Below are 21613 nucleotides of genomic sequence, written 5' to 3'. Positions count from 1 at the left end.
GTAATGATGAAAATATACAATATAAATTATGTGGGAATAATGACTTTATTTTTGTTTTCTATCCTTTTTGCTTCTTGCAAGGATGAAAATAAAAATGATACGCCCAAAATACAGCTCGATGTTTCTGAGATTATTGTAGAAGAGGGAGAGGCTGTCGTGGTGACCGTTTCCGGTGTAGAGAGTTTTACGGCTTCTATAGCACCCGAAAATATTGCGAGTGCCGGAGTCTCAGGGAATGTAATTCGAGTCAAGGGGATACAGGCCGGTAAAGGAACTTTGACGGTATCTTCCGGAGAATATACTGTCTCATGCCCTGTTACTGTCTCCGGAAATTTTTATAAGGAAACGGATGTCCGTATCGAAGGCTGGAAGAGCGATATTGTATATCCGGAAAAAGAAGAGGGATATTTATTCTCGAGAGAGAAGGGATTTGACGCATTGGGTTTGATAAAAAGCAAATCTATTGTCTGGGATTATGCTCCGTTGGAAGATGATGCGACTTTTTTTCGGATAAGCGCTTCCGGTGACTTTGCAGAAGAAGGGGAAATATTGGAAGACGGGTTGGTTTTGATTCGTGAAGCCGGACAACCGGATCGTTCTTTGATTGCCAAAAAAGTCGTTTTAAATAAGATTTCCGATAAAAGGTATTGGATAACATTCGAGTTCGAAGGTTCTCAACAAGATATTCGTTTAGTTGCCGACGGATTTTAATCGTTAACCGTTGATAAAACAAGCAGGGTGACTCGAAGAAAATTTATTTCTCGGTCACCCTGCTTGTTTCGGTATAAAGTCTGGAATTTTCCCAATAAAAAGATGAGACAGGCTTTAAAATAGCGTTACTTATAATCTTTCAACATTTCTTGTAAACGTTGACGGGCAAAGAAGATGCGGCTTTTGACTGTGCCTAACGGCAACTCCATCTTTTCTGCAATTTCATGATATTTGAATCCCGCCACGTGCATAGAGAACGGAACTTTGTATTCGTCCGTAAAACTGTTTATTGCTTTGGTAATTTCTTTCACGGTAAAAGAGCCTTCGGGAGTATTGAATCCTGATTCTTGAGGGAGATTAAGATGATATAAATCTTCGGTTTGATCGACAATGGTCTGATTGCGGACTATGCGTCTGTAGTTATTTATAAAAATGTTCCGCATAATTGTAAATACCCAACCTTTGAAATTTATATTATCGATATACTTCTCCTCATTATCGAGGGCTTTTAATGTAGTGTCTTGAAGCAGATCTTTTGCTTCTTCCCGGTTCGATGTCAGCATATAAGCAAAATTTAGCAGATTGTCCTGTAATCCCAACAATCTCTGTTGAAACGAATTTGAATTCATACATTCAAGAATTTAGATTAATTAATTGATATTGTCTTATATTGCTACTGCTCTTTTATCGAAGTTATTAAGATAAAGGGAGAGTTCAAAAAATATTTTCTTAAAAAAATCCCTTTTGTATAGTTAAATAACAAAAGTTGTGCTTTTTTGAAATGTGTTGAGCTTTTTTGAGGGCATTTTGACATTGATTGCTTGTTTGATGCCTCTTCTTCGAGATCTGTTTGACTTGTAGTTTTTCTCATTGTTGTAGATTTTGTTTTTTGGTTAATATAAATAATTTATGTTCAATGGTCGAATTTTGATTTTCAAGATCTGAGTTTGTCGTTTTTATTCGCTTTTTTCTGAATAAAAATCGTAACTTCGGCAATGCGTTCCGAAAGAAAAGCGGATAACAGAAATAGTCTGTATCCATTTGTTGAAATCGGACACATCTTTTTATATAACGTATAAGTGATGAAAAAGTTCTGGATTATAACTATTATTTCACTATTTACTTACATTCAGGTAGGATATTCCGGTGAAAAACCGTTGTATTATAAGATCGATATTAAAAAAGAGATCGGAAGTACTACGTGGAGGTATATGCAGCGTGGTTATAAGGAAGCAGTAGATCATAATGCGCAAGGAATAATATTGCATCTGAATACGTACGGGGGAACTGTCGTTCATGCAGATTCTATACGAACTCTTATCCTGAACAGTACGATACCGGTATATGCTTTTATCGATAATAATGCGGCTTCTGCCGGTGCGCTGATCGCTATAGCTTGTGACAGTATTTACATGCGTCCCGGAGGAAATATCGGTGCTGCAACTGTTGTAAATGAAACAGGGGCAGCTATGCCGGATAAATATCAGTCTTATATGCGGGCGACGATTCGTTCTACTGCCGAGGCTCACGGAAAAGACACGACAATTACCTTGTCGGGCGATACGGTTATCAAATGGGTAAGAGACCCTCTTATTGCAGAAGCAATGGTCGATACCCGAATTATTGTTCCCGGATTGGTAGATTCTACCAAAGTTCTTACGTTAACAGCTCAGGAAGCTCTTAAATGGGGATATAATGAAGCAATCGTGAATAATGTTCATGAAATAGTGACCGAACGGCTTGGTGTGCCGGAATATACGTTGCAGACGTTCGAACCGTCTGTATATGATAATCTTATCGGTTTTTTACTCAATCCGGCGTTGCAGGCGATTTTGGTAATGATAATTATCGGAGGAATTTATTTTGAGCTGCAAACTCCCGGCATCGGTTTTCCATCTGCTGCCGCCTTGATTGCTGCCATACTTTATTTTGCACCTTTGTATCTGGACGGACTGGCGGCAAGTTGGGAGATTTTAATATTTATCGTCGGAGTTATTTTGATGGTTCTGGAATTGATTGTGATTCCCGGATTTGGAGTGGCGGGTATATTGGGTATTATTTGCATGCTTGCCGGGCTTGTTCTTGCGTTGGTAAATAATGTGGATTTTGATTTTGAAGGGGTATCTTCCCGAGAAATGAATCGTGGTATTTTTACCGTAATATCCGGACTTGTCTGTGCTTTTATTCTGGTGATTTATCTGGCTCATAAAATCGGACGTAAGGGGATTTTGCATCGTCTTGCGTTAGATTCGTCCCAACCTGTGGAAAAAGGGTTTATCGCGATATCTCCGGAGTATATGGATTTGGCAGGTAGAGAGGGTATAGCGACAACGATTTTACGACCTTCCGGAAAAGTTCGTATCGGGAATGATGATTATGATGCGGTTTCTTTATATAATAAATTTATTGAACGAGGTACATCCGTACGGGTGGTCAAAGTGGAGAATGCGCAATTATATGTAGTAACTATCGATAATAAAGAGAAATAAAAACGAGATTTATGAAATTTATAGGGATTATTCCGGCACGATATGCTTCGACTCGGTTTCCGGGAAAACCGCTTGCCGATATGAAAGGCAAATATATGATTCAACGGGTATATGAGCAGGTAAAGACTGTTTTGGATCGGGTTTATGTTGCTACGGATGACCGGCGTATTTTTGATGCGGTTCACTCTTTCGGGGGAAAGGCCGTGATGACTTCCGAAAATCATAAAAGCGGTACAGATCGATGTTTCGAAGCCTATTCCCGTATAGGAGAGGGAGAAGATGTCATTATCAATATACAAGGCGATGAGCCGTTTATACAAACTCGGCAAATAGAGGCGATTATGGAGTGTTTTGAGTCTGAGGGAACGCAAATCGCAACTTTGGTAAAGCCGTTTACGAAAGAAGACGGTTTTGATGCTTTGTTCAATAGCAATTCACCCAAAGTCGTACTGAATAATCGGAATGAAGCACTCTATTTCAGCCGTTCTATTATCCCGTATATTCGTAATTATAAATATGATACATGGCTCGATCACCATACTTTCTATAAGCATATAGGTATGTATGCTTACCGGGCAGATATATTGTCTGAAATAACTGCCTTGCCTCAGTCTTCGCTTGAAATAGCCGAATCGTTGGAACAATTGAGATGGCTGCAGAACGGTTATCGCATAAAGGTAGGAATTACGACGCAGGAAACGATAGGAATCGATACGCCGGAAGATCTCGAAAGAGCTTTGAAATATTTATAGAGTTTCTTTGAGATTTTATTTGAAGAATAAGAATAATTTATTAGAGGAGATTATAAATATGCTTGACCGGAAAACAGAGCCGGAAGTACATGACTTCGATTTATTAACATTGCCTAAGGCAGATTGCCGTATTCTTCCGAATGGAGTTCCGTTATACGTGATCGATATGGGAGATCAGGAAGTGAACCGTATCGATATAATGTTCAATGCCGGACGATATGAACAGGATGTTCCGTTAGCTGCAGAAGCTGCTAATGCCATGTTGAGGGAAGGATGTAGGGGGCTGACATCTGTCGATATTGCAGAAAAACTCGATTTTTACGGAGCATGGTTGCAAAGTTCTGTCTCTTATCACAATTCATATATGACACTCTATTCGTTGAATCGGAGTTTCGCGGAAGTTTTGCCTATGCTCGAGTCTATCATTTATGACCCTGTGTTTCCGGAGAAAGAATTTCGGACGTATATAGAACGGAGTAAGCAAAGATTATTGGTTGAACAAGAAAAGGTGCAGACTTTAGTAAATCGGGAATTTTTCGGACAATTATTCGGGAAGAATCATCCTTATGGTCGTCCGGCAGAAGTTGAGGATTACGATCGTTTGACTATAGAAGATTTGAAGATATATCATAGAAATTTTTATTGTCCTGAACATTGCAAAATCGTTATTTCGGGAAAAGTTACGGAGTCTATGATCGATAGAGTTTCCGATTGTTTCGGACAGAAAAGGGGATCTTTTGTGATAAGTACCGGGCTGAAGACTTATCCGATTATACGGTCGGAGGAGCGTTTCAGGTATTTTGAGAAACCCGGAGCTTTGCAGTCGGCTGTGAGAATCGGTATGCCGGTAATCAGCCGAACTCATCCCGATTATATGAAACTTAGGATTTTGAATACTGTATTAGGTGGATATTTCGGAAGTCGTCTTATGTTGAATATTCGTGAAGATAAAGGTTTTACTTATGGAATATCATCTTCTGTAATCGGTTTGAAAGAGGATGCTTATCTTTCTGTATTGACGCAAACCGGTACGGAATATGTACGGCCTCTTATAGAAGAGGTGTTTAATGAAATAGAGAGGTTACGGGAGGAGAAAGTGCCTATGGAAGAATTGAAGATGGTAAAAAGTTATCTGTCGGGAGAGTTGGCACGCATTTTCGATGGACCGTTTTCTGTTTGTGATGCTTATATCTCTTTGATTGCAAATCAACTCGATTTTGAATATTATGACAGACAATTTACGACTGTTCAGCATATAACGCCGGAGGAGTTACAAGAAGTTGCTTGCAAATATTTTGTCAGAGATAAATTTTATACTTCGGTTGCCGGTCAAATGTAATAGAGAGTTATCTATTATATAATATTATATTCGTATTGCTGAAATGGTAGAATAACAAATTATTCCTTATCTTTGTTATTAACTAAAAAGGTGTTGATTATGAATAAAACATTGACTATTGCATTAGTTGCACATGATAATCGTAAGGCCGATTTGGTCGAATGGGCGGTGCATAATGCCGAATTGCTTTCTAAACATCATTTGGTGTGTACCGGTACTACCGGAAGTTTGATTAAAAAAGCGTTTGATGAACATGGGATAAAGGCAGATATAACTTGTATGAATTCCGGTCCTCTCGGTGGAGATGCGGAAATTGCGGCGATGGTAGTAAAGCATCAGATTAATCTGGCTGTTTTTCTGATCGATGATTTGAATCCTCAGCCGCATGAAGCGGACATTCAAATGCTGCTTCGTCAGTGTCGGGTTCATAATGTACCTATTGCTTGTAACCGTTATAGTGCCGATTTAATGATTACGAGCACGCTATGGGACAATGACGATTATGTGCCTACTGAGCCGAAATATGTGTATTTTAAAAGATAATTCGGAAAATAAGAATAGCGAGGGAGGAAAAGTTATTTTCCTCCCTCGCTATTCTTGCTTTATTTCACATATTTGAAATTTTATTCGGAATTGCAATATTGTTCGGGAAATAGATTTTTAGAACGGGACATCATTATTTTGTTGTTGTAGAAAATCTTCTGTGGCATTAGAAGACGTATGAGAAGGAATAGGAGCGGAAGAAAATGTTTTTCCGCTGTTCATCCCTGATCCGAATGTTCCGTATATCTCAGTATCGTCGTTAAGATTTTGGAATCTTGCATATTCTCCTTTGAAACGTAATCGCACATCGCCTACAGCACCGTTACGGTGCTTGGCTATGATTATTTCTGCAAGTCCGATCAGGGAATTTCCTTTTTCGTCTTCGGTTATTTTATAATATTCCGGACGGTGGATAAAACACACCATATCGGCATCCTGTTCGATTGCACCCGATTCACGCAGGTCGGCCAATTGGGGACGTTTTCCGTCGCCTTGTCGGGTTTCTACACCACGATTCAGCTGGGAAAGAGCGATGATAGGAATATTCAGTTCTTTCGCCAATCCTTTTAATGATCGGGAGATCGTACTTACTTCTTGTTCACGACTTCCAAAATTCATTCCACTGGCATTCATGAGCTGCAAATAGTCGATAATGATCATCTTTATATTGTGCTCTCTGACGAGTCTTCGTGCCTTGGTGCGGAGTTCGAACACCGATAAACTCGGTGTATCGTCTATATAGATAGGTGCGTCGTAGAGGTCCTTGATTTTTGCCATTAATTGTTCCCATTCGTATGGCGCTAATTGTCCGCTTTTTATTTTCTCTCCGGTAATTTCGCAAGTATTTACGATTAAACGGTTAACTAATTGTACATTAGACATTTCGAGAGAAAAGATAGCCACCGGAGTATTATAATTGATGGCCATATTCTTTGCCATGGACAGAACAAATGCGGTCTTTCCCATTGCAGGACGAGCGGCGATGATCACCAAATCCGAGTTTTGCCAACCCGATGTCATTTTATCCAAATCATGGAATCCCGATTGCAATCCGCTTAATCCGTCTTTTCGGTTCGATGCGATTTCCAGAATATTGAGCGCTTCTTTAATAACCGGGTTGATTTGAGTGACATCTTTTTTTACATTTCGTTGAGATATTTCAAATAGTTTGCCTTCGGCTTCTTGCATCAGGTCATCGACATCATTTGTCTCATCGAAAGCTTTGGTTTGTATTTCACTGGAAAAGCGGATCAATTCGCGGGCGAGATATTTTTGCGCGATAATGCGGGCATGGAATTCTATATTTGCGGCAGAAGCCACCCGACCGGTAAGTACGGTTATCGTATATTCGCCGCCGACTTCTTCCAATTCGCCTCTCCGCCGGAGTTGTTCGGTAACGGTAAGCATATCGATAGGTTGCTGTCTGAGTGCCAGATCTACGATGGCCGAATAAATAAGCTGATGAGTATGTTCGTAAAAACACTCCGGTTTTAAAATATCGCTGACGATAGAATAAGCATCTTTTTCAAGCATAAGAGCTCCTAATACCGCTTCTTCGAGTTCTTTTGCCTGAGGCTGAAGTTTTCCTAAGTCGGTGATAGACGGTAAATTATTTTTTGCAGATCGATAATTACGTTTCTGTTCCATGAGTAAAATTGAAGATATATTGCAAATGCAGATAAACTTTTTAGCCTGACAAAATTAAGAAATAGAATCTTATTAACGGATTATTCTTCTCTATCTTTATCGAAATATGGATAAATAATCTGTATTTTTGCAAATAAACCCAATTAAGCTATGATTACATTTCCGAATGCAAAAATAAATCTCGGACTGAATATTGTCGCAAAACGTCCGGATAATTATCATAATATCGAGACGATTTTTTACCCTATTCCGTTGGAAGATGCATTGGAGGTTGTCGATTTACCCGGAAAAACGGATGCTTGTTTGCATATTTCAGGTTTACAAATAGACGGAGAACCGAATAAAAATTTGATAATTCGGGCTTATGATTTATTGAAAGAAAGCTTTGATTTACCCGCTATAGATATTTACTTACATAAGGTGATTCCTTTTGGTGCAGGTTTGGGAGGCGGATCATCGGATGCCGCATTTATGCTCCGTCTTTTGAAGGATGAATATAAGTTGCCTGTTTCAGAAGAAAGATTATTGTCTTTAGCCGCTCGTTTAGGGGCAGACTGTCCTTTTTTCCTTTTGAATAGACCGGTATTGGCTACGGGTATAGGAAATGAATTCACACCGGTTTCCCTTACTCTAAGAAATTATTATCTGGTGCTTGTCAAGCCCGATATTATGATTGCTACGGCAAAAGCTTATTCTTTGGTGAAGCCCGGGCAACCGAAGATACCGTTATCCGAAATTGTAAAGAGACCTGTGGAAGAGTGGAAAAATCTTATGACGAATGACTTTGAGCAGAGCGTATTTTCTCATTATCCGGATATTGCAGAGATAAAATTTCGATTGTATGATATTGGAGCTGTTTATGCATCTATGTCCGGATCAGGTTCTTCGGTTTATGGTTTGTTCAGGGATTTACCGGAGTTGCAAGACAATAGCTTTTCCGGATGTTTTGTCTGGCAAGGAAAGTGTCAATATTGATCTGAACGATTTGCCCGTTAAACTGTTATAAGCTCAAAGAAGAATTTCTGAGAACTTATATATTGTTATTATGTTGAAGAAACGGGTAGAAGAAGCTTTGAATGCTCAAATTAATGCCGAAATATGGTCGGCTCATTTCTTTTTGGCCATATCCCTTCACTTTGCGGAAACCGGTTATCCCGGATTTGCTGCACGAATGAAATATCAGCATCAGGAAGAGCATCGGCATGCTTTGAGACTGATGGATTATGTAATAGAACAAGGAGGAAAAGTCGAGTTGCAAGATATAGTGGACATCCCTTCTGATTTTGGTGATCCCATAGAATCTTTTGAACAGGTTTTGGTACATCTAATGCGGATTACGGATACTTTTGATACTTTGCTTGGTGTTGTTTGTGATGAAAAGGATAGAACTACGCGGGCTGTATTGGATTGGTTCGTGCTCAACCAAGTGAAAGAAGAAGCCGAGATTTCTCAGATTATTACCTACCTAAAGCGTATGACGAACGAAAACGGATATTATATGATGGATGTGGAGCTTATTAAAAAATATTAAAATATAAAGACTGACAAAACAACCTCGCAGAGGTGACAAAAATGCTGCCGATTCTTATTTGGCAGCATTTTTGTTGAACAGGAGTTGAGGTATTTTGTCAAGTGACGATAATTTGTAGAGTCATCTCTCTGAATGCTTCGGTAAAATTTGATAAGAAAAGAAAAATATAGATAGCTATGAGTGATAAAAAGAACAAAAAGAATGAGATACATGATGAGAAGTCAGGTGCTCAATCGACCGAAGAGGCTGCTGTTGAAACTTCTGAAGTTCCGGAGAATGTAGCGGATGAGAATCTTCCTGAAGTAGAAGATACGGCATCTGATGCTGCCAGTTTGACAGCAGAAGTAGAAGAGCTGAAGGTACAAATCGAACAGCTTAATAAGGACAAGTTGTTGCTGATGGCCGATTTTGAAAATTATAGGAAAAGAACTCTTCGTGAAAAAGCTGATCTTATCAAAAGCGGCGGCGAGGATTGTCTGAAACGGATGTTACCGTTAGTAGATGATTTTGAACGCGGCTTACTTGCTATTAACGAAAGTACGGATATTGAGGCGGTTAAAGAAGGTATGACTTTGATATATAATAAGTTCAAGACTTTCCTTGATCAACATGGTATAAAAGAAATTCCAGCCAAAGATGAAGATTTCAATACAGAATATCATGAGGCTGTAACGACGTTCCCTGCTCCGAGTCCTGAGATGAAAGGCAAGGTAATCGATTGTGTGCAAAAAGGATATACGATGAATGACAAAGTGATTCGCTTTGCCAAGGTTGTTGTCGGTGAATAATTGAAAGGGTAAGAAATGGCTAAGCGAGATTATTATGAAGTGCTGGATGTTGCCAAGAATGCAACGGACGAGGAGATAAAAAAAGCATATCGTAAGAAAGCTATACAATATCATCCGGATAAAAATCCCGGCGATAAGGAAGCTGAAGAGAAGTTTAAAGAAGCTGCCGAGGCTTATGAAGTATTGAGCAATCCTGATAAGCGGAGTCGTTATGACCAGTTCGGACATGAAGGGTTGAACGGTGCAGCCGGTGGTGGCGGATTCAGCGCCGGAGGAATGTCTATGGAAGATATATTTTCTCATTTCGGAGATATCTTCGGTGGCGGTTTCGGCGGATTCAGCGGCTTCGGTGGCGGTAGCAGCGGCCGAACACGACGTCATGTTAATCGGGGATCGGATCTTCGGGTAAAAGTAAAACTTACATTAAAAGAAATATCGACCGGAGTCGAAAAGAAAATAAAGGTAAAAAAATATGTCGCTTGTAAGGCGTGTCATGGAACAGGAGCTGAGAACGGTACAGCTTACACGACATGTTCTACTTGTAATGGAAGCGGTGTCGTTACTCAGGTACAACAAACATTTTTAGGTGCGATGCAATCGACGACTACATGTCCCACATGCGGAGGGGAAGGTCGCATTATAACCAAAAAATGCAATGTTTGTAATGGGGAAGGCATTTTAAAGGAAGATGAGGTTATCACATTGAATATTCCGGCGGGTGTAGCTGAAGGAATGCAGCTTTCAATGAGCGGAAAAGGAAATGCCGCTCGGCATGGAGGGGTAAACGGTGATCTGTTGATCGTGATAGAGGAAGAACCGCATCCTGAATTATTACGTGATGAGAATGATTTAATATACAATGCTCTTCTTGATTTCCCGACAGCGGCTTTGGGAGGGACTCTTGAAGTCCCGACGATAGACGGTAAGGCGAAAGTCAAGATAGAACCCGGAACTCAGCCGGGCAAAGTGTTGAGACTGAGAGGGAAAGGTTTGCCATCTATTAACCGTTACGGTGTAGGAGATTTGTTGGTAAATGTTTCGGTATATGTGCCGGAGAGCCTAAGTACATCGGAAAGACAGGAAATAGAGAAAATGAAAGGTGCTTCCAACTTTACGCCTTCTAAGTCTGTGAAAGACCGTATATTCAGCAAGTTGAAACACATGTTCGATTAACGTGTGGCGATATGAATTAAAAATAGTAATACGGCATCTGCGATTATTTACGTAGATGCCGTATTTTTGTGAAAGTATTTATGATAGATTGTCCCATTTATTTTGCTCCTCTACAAGGTTATACCGATGCTCCTTATCGAAATTATTTTCACACTTATTTCGGTGGAGTGGATGTTTATTATACGCCGTTTGTTCGTTTAGAGAATGGGAATAAATTTCGGAATAGAGATATTCTGGATATTGATCCATTACAGAATTCGGTACCATCTCTTATTCCTCAGGTTATAGCTTCCATTCCGGAAGAATTACGTTCTATACTATGTTTATTCGAAAAACAAGGTTATACAAGAGCAGATCTTAATTTGGGATGTCCGTTTCCTCTTTTGACAAAACGCCATAAAGGTTCGGGAATATTGCCATTTCCGGAAGAAGTAGAAGCTCTCCTTAAAGTATTTTTGGAGTTTCCTGCTATCGACTTTTCTATTAAGGCAAGATTAGGATGGGAGAGCACAGATGAAATATTTCGTTTGTTACCTTTATTGGAAAAATATCCGGTTTCACAAATAGTTTTACATCCCCGTTTAGGGATTCAACAATATAAGGGAAAAACCGATCTGAAAACTTTTTCCCGTTTTTATGAAATTTGCCCTGTTCCGTTGATTTATAACGGTGATCTGCTAACTTTGGAAGATATAAAATATATTATTGCAGATTATCCTCATCTTGCCGGTGTCATGTTGGGGAGAGGTTTATTGGCTGATCCGTCGTTAGCTTTGACGTATAAATCGGGAATTAAGTTATCGGATAGTGAATTTAGAGAGCGTTTATATTGTTTTCACGATGCGTTATTGCAATATTATTCGTTGCATTATCAAGGAGGGGATCATCAGGTTTTGATAAAAATGAAAACTTTGTGGGAATATTTATGTCCTGATATGGATCGAAAATTAAGAAAATGTATTCTTAAATCCCGTAATTTGGATATTTACCGGAATTACGTACGGGAAATATTGGAAAGATAGACTTAAAGCTTCGTCTGAATTTTTCGATGCAGGAAATATTATCAGATTATCTTTATGTTTTCTTCCGGTCTGTTTTAATTACGATTACCACAAGTGATCACTTTTTATTTATTTGTTTTTCAATAAATAAGGAAAGGATATGGATATTCTTTTCATTATTATATTGTTCTAGTACTTGTATCCGTTCGGCTCGTTTCGATTGGTCGAACGGTTCGTTCAAGGCTGTTTCGATGGAGTAAGCCATATTTTGAGGAGTGTCGGCGATGGTGCAGGCATTATCTAATCCTGTGCCGACCAGCATTTGGTGGTTTACGATACAGTGTCCTCCACAGAAAAGAGCATTCAGTAATTTAAGTTTTAATCCTGTAGGTTGGAAGGTAATGAGTATGTTAGCCGCCGCTTTTTTGACAAGCTCGTTCATTTGTCTTTCCGATGGGTTGGCAATAAGTTGAGTATCAGGTATTTGCTCTATCTGTCGCATAAGCTTTTTAGAAGGGTTTTTTCCGGTGAATATCCACGATATGCCGTGAGTAAGCGGTACGACATATTGCAATAGATATTCGGCAGCTTCGATGTTTTCTTCAACAGAAAGATTCCCGTGATAAAGTATATAATTTTCTTTTGAGCCTATGGGTGCTACTGTTGTATGAGCATGAAAGGCCGGAAGTAGCATTATAGGAATTTGCGGATACTTCGAAGAGAAGTAATATCGGTCGTTTTCGGTAATCGCTAAAATAGCATCGGCATGCAGAAGTATTTTTTCGTATTTTTTCAGTTTAAGGGATTCGAGTTTATAGTAAAGTTTTTTCCACCCTGATGTTTTATTGCTTAATCCCTTATAATATTCGTGTTCGATGTTATGCATCCGGACTAATTTGAGCCGGTTTTGCAGCCGTTTGTCAGAAAGAAATGCACAACAATGCAGCCCTTCGAACAATATAGGTGCATCATCGAGAAGTAGATCATCGAGAAGTTTTGTGCTCCGTCGACTGGAAACGATGTATGGAAATAGGGATAACTGCTGAATTGCAGATCGGTGACGTGGATAGTAAAAAACTTTAGCCGTTATTTCTTTCAGTTCTTCAGCTTGATCCCGTCTATATTGAAACGTGTGCAGCCATATCTCGTAGCCTGCATCTTTTAACGCTTTTAATTTATAGTAAATATCGATAACTCCTCCGTAATCCGGAGGGAAAGGAACTTGCAGGGAAACTACATGAATGCGTTGGCGAGAAGATGACGGCAAATTCATAAGATTAAAACTTTTTTCGAGGCCGATAAAAATATTGGCATGGTCGAAATGGGTTATGAAAATATGTTTTTTTCTCGATATGTGAATTTAAATAGTATGACATGTTTGTATGTTATTCGTTCCGAACATATATTCAAACGTTTCATGTTAAGATTTTGTGCTCGAAAAATGGTGGCAAAAAACAAATCCCTAAATATAAAAAATTCATATCTAAAAGTTTGAAGAACAAATATACAGTATCTTTTTGTTAATATGCAATTGCCGAAAGTTATTTTAGAGCCTGTTTAAATTTTCCAATAAAAAATACTATCAGGTCATTTTTATGTTCTCTTCCGGTCTTTTTCCCTGGTTTTCCCTCGTCAGATAGCCCGCTATCATCCTCGTAAAAACAGAAAAACATACTCGGAAGAAATTCTCAAAACTGACCCGTGTAAAATTTAAACAGGCTCTTAGAGTATGTGTTTCTAAAATGTAAATAATATTTTTGTAATATAAATAGGCTTATTTTATTCTGTATTATATTCAAAAAAAGAAGATTCAATGGGGATTTGTAGTTTCTCAGGAAAATCAAATGTTTTTGAAAATAGCAATGAGTTTGTCCTTGTCATTTATCCGAAAATGTTTGTTTTTAGAGTTTATGATTCTTGTTTCTATTATTTGGCTGAGGGCACGAGATAGCGCAGGGCGTGTAACACCAAAAATGTCAGCTAATTCTTGTTGAGTATGGACAATGTCAAACTCAGAGGAGTTGTTGTGTTGCATTTGTTCAAGTAAATACCCGGCTAATTTGCTTTTTATCGTGCCGAAGCGAAGCATACGCACTCTGTCTGACAAGAATTTACTACGGTCGGACATATTTTGCATAAAATTGTGTAGTACCCTTGTATCTGTTTGTAAAATACATGTGAAATTATTTTTTGGTATGGATAATACTTTTGTGTCTTCGATGGCAACGACATCAACGGGAAGATGATTGTCGGTTGCATATAAAATAGCCGGAGCAATCGGACGGGGAGACGTTATCTCTTCTATTACGACACGATCTCCGGCAAAATTTATCATTTCTCCTCGAACAGCACCTTTGTCGACAATTAACAAAGAATGGTAGTGACCACCTTGAAAGGCGACAATTTCTCCGGTAGAATATCTCTTTGTCTGAAACTTACCATTTAGTAACTTGTCTATTTCTTCTCTGTTCAGACCAGCGAATATAGGGCATTTATATATACCATTTTCCATAATGAGCGAATTTAGGTATAAATATTTTATTGTGTGTAACAAATGTTACAAAAATAAGAATCTTTTGTAAGGTATTTTTGCATAAAATAAAGGGTATCATAATGAAACGTATGATAGTGAAAATCAAAGAAGACATTTGTAATGGTTACGGGTCTTGTGTGAAAGCATTTGTTAAATCCTCAGTCCGGATTTTTACAAGTTTCGGATTTACTTTTGGCTGCCGATTGTTCAGCTTTTGCCAGTGGGGAATTTCATAATCGTTTTTTGAAAGGAAAGGCTTTGGCTATCGCTTGTCCTAAACTTGATTCCCATTCTGAAATTTATATAGATAAACTTGTCGAAATGATCGATCAGGCACGAATTGAAACTTTGAGATGCTTATAATGGAAGTTCCATGTTGCCGGAGATTATTGGCTATTGCACAAACGGCAAAGGATCGAGCTTTTGTAAACATTCCGTTGAAGTTGATTGTTCTTTCTTTACGGGGTGGAGTGAAATATGAAAAATGGATTTAAACTAACCTATTAAATATCGAAAATTATGAATATGTTTTGTTTTCAATGTCAGGAAGCTGCTCGGGGTACAGGATGCACGGTAAAAGGTGTTTGTGGTAAAGAGCCTCAAACGGCAGCCTATATGGATTTATTGTTGTATGCTGTCAGGGGAATAGCTGTTGTGAACCGGACTTTGCGTGAAAAAGGTGCGGCGGATAGCGAAATAGACCGTTTTGTTTTGGATGCTTTATTTTGTACGATAACTAATGCCAATTTTGATGATGATGCTATAGTAGAGCGGATAAAAAAAGCGTTTGAAATAAAAAATATACTTATTGGAACGGCAAAAAAACGGGATATTATTTTACCGGATATGCCTGAAGTCGGTTATTTTGTTTCTGAAGAGAATTATCTTGCTGAAGCTGCTGAAGTGGGGGTGTTGAGTGAACCGAACGAAGATTTGCGTTCTTTGAAGCAAATGGTAATTTATGGAGTAAAGGGTGCTGCAGCTTATACAGAACATGCCGTAAATCTCGGATTTGAGGATCAAGATATATATGCAATGATAGAGAATGCTCTTGCAGAAATATCTCGTCCGGATATTTCTGCCGAAGAGCTCGTTTCCTTAGTACTGAATGTCGGGGAGTGCGGAGTAAAGGCTATGGCTCTTCTTGATAAGGCGAATACTTCTTCTTATGGAAATCCTGAGATTACGAAAGTCAATATTGGAGTAGGTAAGCGTCCGGGAATTTTGGTAAGCGGACATGATTTGAAGGATTTTGAGGAATTGCTTGAGCAGACGGAAGGTCAGGGGGTAGATATTTATACCCATAGTGAAATGTTACCGGCGCACTATTATCCTGCTTTTAAGAAATATAAGCATTTTGTCGGTAATTATGGAAATTCATGGTGGCGTCAAAAAGAAGAATTCGAGACATTTAACGGGGTATTTCTTTTTACAACCAATTGTATTGTGCCTCCTTCGAAAAATGCGACTTATGCCGACCGCATTTATACTACCGGTTCTGCCGGATTACCGGGTGCAAAACATATTCCGAATCGTCAGAAAGGCGGGAAGAAGGATTTTTCTGAGCTGATTGCTCATGCAAAACGGTGTCAGCCTCCTGTAGAGATAGAACACGGTGAGATAATCGGAGGTTTTGCTCATCATCAGGTATTAGCGTTGGCTGATAAAATTGTCGATGCTGTTAAGTCTGGGGCAATTAAGAAATTTGTGGTAATGGCAGGGTGTGACGGGCGTATGAAGTCTCGTGAATATTATACGAATTTTGCAGAAGAATTGCCTAAAGACGATGTTATACTTACTGCCGGGTGTGCTAAATATCGTTATAATAAATTGCCTTTGGGTGATATAAACGGTATTCCCCGTGTATTGGATGCCGGTCAATGTAACGACAGCTATTCTTTGGTAGTCATAGCTCTTGCTTTGCGTGACGCTTTCGGATTGAAAGATGTGAATGATTTACCGATTGTGTATAATATTGCATGGTATGAACAGAAGGCTGTTATCGTTTTATTAGCGTTATTGAGTCTCGGAGTGAAAAATATTCATCTTGGTCCGACTCTTCCTGCTTTCTTTTCACCGAATGTCCTGAAAGTTTTAGTTGAAAAATTCGGAATAACGACAATTTCTTCGGTAGAGGAAGATATGAAACGTTGGATTCGTGCGTAACGTTGTTTGTATTGTGTTCCCCTTATCTGCCTGAATTGGAAAAAGGCAAATAAGGGGATTTGAATTTTATTTTCAGGCAGCAAGGGTGGCACAAATACTCATATAAATAAGCATTCCTATAATATCGTTTGTGATAGTGATAAACGGACCGGTTGCAATGGCCGGATCTATTTTGAATTTTTCTAAAGTGATAGGTACTATCGTTCCGAAAATCGAAGCGAATATGACTACGGAGAAAAGAGATAAAGATACAGCTATAGTGACGGCATCAATACCCATACGAAACCAGTTGTATCCGAATACGAGAAAAGAAATCATGCTGGCATTGATTAAAGCGACTGCCAATTCTTTTAATATCTGTTTCCCTGCATTATGTAATGCTAATGATCCGTTTGCCAGACCTTGTACCACGATAGCGGAAGACTGTATCCCGACATTTCCGCCAGTACCTCCGATAAGGGGGATAAAAAGGGCCATTGCAGGATTTGTAATAAATCCGGTTTCGAAATTTCCGAGAATAACCGAATTGGTAAGTCCCCCGAACATGCCTATCAATAGCCAAGGAAGCCGGGCAGAAGTTTGTGTATAGATGGTGTCGGTAGTCTCTACATCTTGAGAGATACCGGAAGCCAACTGGTATTCTCTTTCTGCTTGTTCACGGACTTCGTCCATGACATCATCGACCGTAATGCGTCCGACTAACCGTCCGATACTGTCTATTACAGGGACGGCGACAAGGTCATATTTCTCGAATACTTGGGCAACTTCTTCGATAGGAGTGTCTGTTTTTACCGATACAGGATCTTTTTTCATGACGTGTTTGATCTTAGATACCGATGGGTTGGTTATCATCTTTTTTAGAGGAAAAACACCTTTCAGCCGTTCATCGTCATCGACGACATATACATAATATATTTCGTCCATTTCTTCTGCTTGAATACGCATCTCTTTCAGACATTCGGGCATACTCCAATTTTCATTTACGACAACCATCTCCGTACCCATGAGACCTCCGGCGGTATCTTCGTCATATTTTAATAAATCGACAATATCTCCAGCCTGTTCTACGTCATCGATATGGGACAAAATTTCTTCCTGAGCCTCTTCATCCATTTCTCGGATCAGATCAACAGCGTCGTCTGTGTCCAAATGGTCTATAAACTGTTTGGCTATGACTTCATTGGGAAGATGTTTTAATAATTTTTTACGATCGTCTTCATCTAATTCAATCAATACATCGGCTGCTTTCTCGCTGTCGAGAAGCATATAGATGAATTCTGCTTCATCCAAGTCCAAAGCCTGATAAAGTTCCGCAATGTCAGCAGGATGCAGACCTTTCAACAGTTCTTTGGCTTTTTCTGTATCGTTATTTTTAATAATATCTCGTACATCCTTGATATATTCTTCTGAAAATTGCTCCATAATAAATTAAGCTTAAGGTTGAGGAATGAACTTTTCTATTTGGTTGGTAAGGTCGATAAATTGTTTTACCGAAAGCTGCTCAGGACGTTTGTCGAAAACGGGATCTTCCAGTAATTCGCTTTTTTTTCCTAATAGTTGTCTGAGTGAATTCCGAAGCGTTTTCCTTCTTTGATTAAAGCCTGTTTTCACTATGGTTTTGAACAATTTCTCGTTACACCCCAGTTGTTCTGTTTTATTTCGAGTCATTTTTATTACGGCAGATTTGACTTTTGGTGGGGGATTGAAGACGTGTTCGGGAACAGTAAACAGATATTCTATATCATACCATGCCTGCATAAGTACACTCAATATTCCGTAAGCTTTACATCCCGGCTTAGAGGTTATACGTTCTGCTACCTCTTTCTGAATCATTCCGCTGCAACATGGAATTTGGTTTTTGTAATCGAGAACTTTGAAAAATATTTGGCTCGATATGTTATAAGGATAGTTTCCGATAACACAAAATTTTCCCGTGAAAAGATTTGTCAGATTCAGTTTTAAAAAGTCTTGTTCCAATATTCTGCCTTCTAATTGAGGAAAATGCTCATTTAAATATCTGACAGATTCAGAATCCAATTCTACTACAGTGAGATCATGATTGTTTTGTATCAGGTATTGTGTCAATACACCCATTCCCGGGCCTATTTCGAGAATGGGAATATCCTTGTAATCGCCTACGGTATCTGCTATTCGGCGGGCTATATCGAGATCTTTTAAAAAATGTTGTCCTAAAAATTTTTTAGGTTTTACCGAGTCTGTCATAAAAATTCAGATAGCAGGATCGTTAATCAATGTATAATTTGCAAAGAGATTTTAATTAAATCCGGTAAAGAGATGTTTCTTTTATGGATAAAAATCTATCTTTGCAATACACAAAGGTACAATAATATTTTTTTATCCCGATAAGTTGAAGAAATTACTCGGCAGTATATTGAAGTTTTTTATTCCGTTATTATGCGGAGCGGCTCTTTTCTGGTATCTGTACAGTCATTTGGACATATACCAGATAGGAGTCATTTTACAATCTGAAATTAATTACTTTTGGATCGTCCTTTCTATGATTATCGGGTTGATGAGTCATATATTCAGAGCATTGCGTTGGAAGTTGCAGTTAAAGACCTTAGGGGTAGATCCTTCGGTAAAAGCTCTGACAAACGCTGTTTTCGGTATGTATGCCATGAATCTGTTGATTCCCCGTGTAGGGGAAGTGTGGCGTTGTACTTATTTGGCGCGTCGGGAAAAAATGTCTTTTACGCAGGTTTTGGGTTCTATTATATCCGAACGTTTGTGTGATACGTTAACATTGGTTTTTCTTACTGTTATAACATTTTTCTTGCAGATGAAGGTTTTCCGGGATTTTTTACGAAGATTTCCTACAATTGAGGAAACCCTCTGGCGGATGCTTACAACACCTTGGCTGTATATCTGCATGCTTGTGATGGTCGGATTTTTGATTTGGCTTTTCACAAAAAAAAACGAAAATAGATGGGTCGCGAAAGTAAAGAGTATTGTAAAGAATCTGTGGTATGGTTTTCGTACGATATTGCGGATGAAACAAGTAACAATGTTTTTACTATATACCGTCGCGATATGGTTCTGTTATTTTTTGGAACTTTATGTATGTTTTTTTGCTTTCGGTGCGATGCAGCATTTAGGAGTTTTGGCTGCCATGATGTTATTTGTTATGGGAAGTCTTAGTATGGGAATTCCGGTACAAGGAGGTGTCGGTCCATGGCATTTGGCCATTATTGCGGCACTTTCTATATACGGTATAGGAGAAAATATTGCCGGAGCATTTGCTTTGGTTGCACATGGGTCTCAAATGTTGTTGATCATACTATTGGGAATTTATACTCTGTTTTCTATTTCGTTAGAGAAAAAAAGAGACCGAAATACCAGATCGGCGGATTCTGTCGGATCGAGGCGGGAAAATGATAATTATTAACTGTAAAAACAGATAAATTTATGAAATCCGAAATTGCAGCTTTACAGCCCGAAGCCGTGTGGCGTCATTTTAATGCTATTTGTAAAATTCCGCGTCCTTCCGGACATCTGGAGAAAATAACGCAGTATATTCTGGATTTTGGTAAAAATTTGGGATTAGAAACGGTTCTGGATGAGGCGGGAAATGTTTTGATACGTAAACCCGCAACTCCCGGGATGGAAAATCGCAAGCCTGTGGTTTTGCAAGGTCATATGGATATGGTGCCTCAGAAAAATGCGGATAAGGTTCATAATTTTGAGACAGATCCGATAAATTCTTACATCGATGGGGAATGGGTCACTGCTAATGGTACGACCTTAGGGGCGGATAATGGTATCGGAATCTCTTCGATTTTGGCAATTCTTGAATCTGAAACATTGAAACACGGGCCATTAGAGGCATTGTTTACGTATGATGAAGAGACAGGAATGTATGGAGCTTTAGGATTACAACCTGATTTGTTGCAAGCAGAAATATTATTGAATACCGATTCGGAACAAGAGGGAGAATTATATATGAGTTGTGCAGGAGGAATTGATCTTGCTGCCAGTTTTAAATATAAAGATGAACCTTATATTCCGGAAAATGAAATAGCCTTGAAGATTATTATATCGGGACTGAAAGGAGGACATTCAGGTGTGGATATTCATTTGGGGCGTGCAAATGCGAATAAGTTGCTGTTCCGTTTTCTGAAACATGCCGTACAGGAATATGACGCTCGGCTGGCATGGGTCAGCGGGGGAAATTTGCGTAATGCTATTCCTCGTGAAGCTGAGGCGATTATTACTATTCCAGCGGAATATAAATCAGACTTTTTAGATGAAGTAACCGATTTTGAGGCTCTTTATATTCACGAATACGGTTTGATTGAAGATGACTTGGCATTGACTGCAGAAGAAACCGGATTACCGGATTTCTTGATTCCTGAACCTATACAGGATGACTTGATAAATGCTGTTGTCGGTTGTCGCAATGGGGTAGCTCGAATGATTCCGGGAGTACCTGAAGTAGTGGAGACATCTTCTAATCTGGCGATTGTTCGCTCATCAGAAGGCTCGATAGAGGTACTTATCTTGATAAGAAGCTCGAGTGAAAGTATGAAGCAGGCTTTGGTCTCAAGTTTAGAAAGTGTATTTTTATTAGCCGGTGCTAAGGTGGAGACCAGCGGGGATTATCCTGGTTGGGAGCCGAACCTCAACTCACCGGTGCTTAAAGTGGCGAAAGATGTACATAAAAAAGTATTGGGATTTGATCCTGAAGTAAAGATTATGCATGCGGGACTCGAGTGCGGTATTATTGGTGCGGCATATCCTAATTTAGATATGATTTCGTTCGGTCCTACGATTAAGTATCCTCATTCTCCGGATGAGAGAGTAAATATAGCATCGGTTGAGCATTTTTGGAATTTTCTGACAAATTTGGTAGAAAATATTCCTGCTCGTTAAACCTTTGTAGGATTTCGCTGTCTAAGGACTGTTTTTGGACAAGAAAGGAG

At 39.1% G+C, this 21613-nt stretch carries 21 protein-coding genes; 15 read left to right on the top strand and 6 right to left on the bottom strand.

The genetic code is table 11. The features are described from left to right. Positions 1 to 6: 6 nt before the first annotated feature. Complete coding sequence (locus Q0093_RS00195) at positions 7 to 711, top strand: hypothetical protein (protein WP_297927906.1); 705 nt, start codon at positions 7 to 9, stop codon at positions 709 to 711. Between the two features lie 125 nt (positions 712 to 836). Here the strand turns inward: Q0093_RS00195 and Q0093_RS00190 are convergent, their stop codons facing one another. Then, positions 837 to 1340, bottom strand: a complete 504-nt coding sequence (locus Q0093_RS00190) for an RNA polymerase sigma factor (RefSeq protein ID WP_009316612.1) — start codon at positions 1338 to 1340, stop codon at positions 837 to 839. Positions 1341 to 1793: 453 nt separating this feature from the next. On the opposite strand from Q0093_RS00190, the gene Q0093_RS00185 reads away from it, so the two are divergent. The 4 genes from Q0093_RS00185 to Q0093_RS00170 all read left to right on the top strand — a co-directional run bounded on the left by Q0093_RS00185 (position 1794) and on the right by Q0093_RS00170 (position 5834). Continuing rightward, the gene (locus Q0093_RS00185) at positions 1794 to 3200 is read left to right on the top strand and encodes an NfeD family protein (protein ID WP_297927902.1); all 1407 of its coding nucleotides are present in this window, start codon (positions 1794 to 1796) and stop codon (positions 3198 to 3200) included. 11 nt (positions 3201 to 3211) lie between these two features. After that, positions 3212 to 3952: a 3-deoxy-manno-octulosonate cytidylyltransferase gene (gene kdsB, locus Q0093_RS00180; protein ID WP_297304295.1), complete on the top strand. Its 741-nt coding sequence runs from the start codon at positions 3212 to 3214 to the stop codon at positions 3950 to 3952. Between the two features lie 58 nt (positions 3953 to 4010). After that, positions 4011 to 5291: a pitrilysin family protein gene (locus Q0093_RS00175; protein ID WP_297927900.1), complete on the top strand. Its 1281-nt coding sequence runs from the start codon at positions 4011 to 4013 to the stop codon at positions 5289 to 5291. Positions 5292 to 5390: 99 nt separating this feature from the next. Next, entirely contained in the window at positions 5391 to 5834 is a 444-nt protein-coding gene (locus Q0093_RS00170) for a methylglyoxal synthase (RefSeq protein ID WP_009316617.1), read from the top strand. Between the two features lie 117 nt (positions 5835 to 5951). Here the strand turns inward: Q0093_RS00170 and dnaB are convergent, their stop codons facing one another. Then, entirely contained in the window at positions 5952 to 7481 is a 1530-nt protein-coding gene (dnaB, locus tag Q0093_RS00165) for a replicative DNA helicase (protein ID WP_297927898.1), read from the bottom strand. Positions 7482 to 7631: 150 nt separating this feature from the next. On the opposite strand from dnaB, the gene ispE reads away from it, so the two are divergent. The 5 genes from ispE (at position 7632) to Q0093_RS00140 (ending at position 11995) form a co-directional block, all read left to right on the top strand. Beyond that, positions 7632 to 8456 (top strand): 4-(cytidine 5'-diphospho)-2-C-methyl-D-erythritol kinase, encoded by an 825-nt coding sequence (gene ispE, locus Q0093_RS00160; RefSeq protein WP_297927896.1) that lies wholly within the window; start codon positions 7632 to 7634, stop codon positions 8454 to 8456. Between the two features lie 70 nt (positions 8457 to 8526). Further along, positions 8527 to 9012 carry a ferritin gene (locus Q0093_RS00155; protein ID WP_297927894.1) on the top strand — a complete coding sequence of 162 codons (486 nt, stop codon included), beginning with the start codon at positions 8527 to 8529 and terminating at the stop codon, positions 9010 to 9012. Positions 9013 to 9188: 176 nt separating this feature from the next. Continuing rightward, positions 9189 to 9800, top strand: a complete 612-nt coding sequence (locus Q0093_RS00150) for a nucleotide exchange factor GrpE (RefSeq protein WP_297927892.1) — start codon at positions 9189 to 9191, stop codon at positions 9798 to 9800. Between the two features lie 15 nt (positions 9801 to 9815). After that, a complete protein-coding gene (dnaJ, locus tag Q0093_RS00145) occupies positions 9816 to 10973 on the top strand; it encodes a molecular chaperone DnaJ (protein ID WP_297927890.1) in 1158 nt (385 codons plus the stop codon). An 80-nt stretch (positions 10974 to 11053) separates the two neighbouring features. Then, positions 11054 to 11995, top strand: a complete 942-nt coding sequence (locus Q0093_RS00140) for a tRNA-dihydrouridine synthase family protein (protein ID WP_297928222.1) — start codon at positions 11054 to 11056, stop codon at positions 11993 to 11995. A gap of 97 nt (positions 11996 to 12092) precedes the next feature. On the opposite strand, the gene Q0093_RS00135 is transcribed toward Q0093_RS00140, so the two are convergent. Next, positions 12093 to 13247, bottom strand: a complete 1155-nt coding sequence (locus Q0093_RS00135) for a glycosyltransferase (protein ID WP_297927888.1) — start codon at positions 13245 to 13247, stop codon at positions 12093 to 12095. Positions 13248 to 13814: 567 nt separating this feature from the next. Continuing rightward, entirely contained in the window at positions 13815 to 14486 is a 672-nt protein-coding gene (locus Q0093_RS00130; protein WP_297927887.1) for a Crp/Fnr family transcriptional regulator, read from the bottom strand. A 168-nt stretch (positions 14487 to 14654) separates the two neighbouring features. Between Q0093_RS00130 and Q0093_RS00125 the strand changes: the two genes are divergently transcribed. The 3 genes from Q0093_RS00125 to hcp are packed head-to-tail and all read left to right on the top strand — an operon-like array spanning position 14655 to position 16673. Next, positions 14655 to 14870, top strand: coding sequence for a hypothetical protein (locus Q0093_RS00125; RefSeq protein WP_297927885.1), 216 nt, complete (start codon positions 14655 to 14657; stop codon positions 14868 to 14870). Continuing rightward, positions 14870 to 15001 (top strand): hypothetical protein, encoded by a 132-nt coding sequence (locus Q0093_RS00120; RefSeq protein ID WP_297927883.1) that lies wholly within the window; start codon positions 14870 to 14872, stop codon positions 14999 to 15001. Before Q0093_RS00125 ends, Q0093_RS00120 begins: the two co-directional genes overlap by 1 nt. Before the next feature lie 25 nt (positions 15002 to 15026). Then, complete coding sequence (gene hcp / locus Q0093_RS00115) at positions 15027 to 16673, top strand: hydroxylamine reductase (RefSeq protein ID WP_297927881.1); 1647 nt, start codon at positions 15027 to 15029, stop codon at positions 16671 to 16673. 72 nt (positions 16674 to 16745) lie between these two features. Here hcp and mgtE read toward each other — a convergent pair whose 3' ends face one another. Together mgtE and rsmA are read right to left on the bottom strand one after the other, a co-directional pair. Then, positions 16746 to 18095 (bottom strand): magnesium transporter, encoded by a 1350-nt coding sequence (gene mgtE, locus Q0093_RS00110; RefSeq protein WP_297927880.1) that lies wholly within the window; start codon positions 18093 to 18095, stop codon positions 16746 to 16748. 12 nt (positions 18096 to 18107) lie between these two features. Continuing rightward, entirely contained in the window at positions 18108 to 18896 is a 789-nt protein-coding gene (gene rsmA / locus Q0093_RS00105; protein ID WP_297927878.1) for a 16S rRNA (adenine(1518)-N(6)/adenine(1519)-N(6))-dimethyltransferase RsmA, read from the bottom strand. A gap of 145 nt (positions 18897 to 19041) precedes the next feature. Between rsmA and Q0093_RS00100 the strand changes: the two genes are divergently transcribed. Further along, complete coding sequence (locus Q0093_RS00100) at positions 19042 to 20079, top strand: lysylphosphatidylglycerol synthase transmembrane domain-containing protein (protein ID WP_297927876.1); 1038 nt, start codon at positions 19042 to 19044, stop codon at positions 20077 to 20079. Positions 20080 to 20099: 20 nt separating this feature from the next. Next, positions 20100 to 21563, top strand: a complete 1464-nt coding sequence (locus Q0093_RS00095) for an aminoacyl-histidine dipeptidase (RefSeq protein WP_297927874.1) — start codon at positions 20100 to 20102, stop codon at positions 21561 to 21563. The last annotated feature ends 50 nt before the right edge of the window (positions 21564 to 21613 follow it).

Origin of the sequence: uncultured Coprobacter sp., assembly GCF_947855755.1 — a bacterium.
Taxonomy (GTDB): domain Bacteria; phylum Bacteroidota; class Bacteroidia; order Bacteroidales; family Coprobacteraceae; genus Coprobacter.
Note: the sequence above shows the minus strand (reverse complement) of the source record. Positions and strands in the feature narration are given on the sequence as shown.